We start from the raw sequence: 250 nt of genomic DNA, 5'->3' as shown, positions 1-250 counted from the left end.
GGCGAAGTTACTGGGACAAGAAGATAATAACTTTGTGAAGTTAGAAGTCATCCCCGAAGCGAAACACCTGCTTGCCGATCCCATTGGTACCTTAGAGGCTGCGGAAAAACTGATTAAAGAAGGCTTTGCCGTTTTACCCTATATCAACGCCGATCCCGTTCTCGCCAAACGCTTAGAAGAGGTGGGTTGTTCTACGGTGATGCCTCTGGGATCCCCGATTGGTTCCGGACAAGGGATTAAAACCGAAGCC

1 pseudogene is annotated in these 250 nt (G+C 49.2%); it reads left to right on the top strand.

Going from position 1 to position 250, the window contains the following annotated elements:
- Positions 1 to 250, top strand: a pseudogene (locus R0J87_RS22915) (thiazole synthase); the annotation flags it as partial.

Source organism: Halomonas sp. SIMBA_159, assembly GCF_046536035.1.
Lineage (GTDB): Bacteria > Pseudomonadota > Gammaproteobacteria > Pseudomonadales > Halomonadaceae > Vreelandella > Vreelandella venusta_A.
The sequence above is the reverse complement of the archived record's forward strand: the minus strand, read 5'-3'. Positions and strand labels throughout refer to the sequence as shown.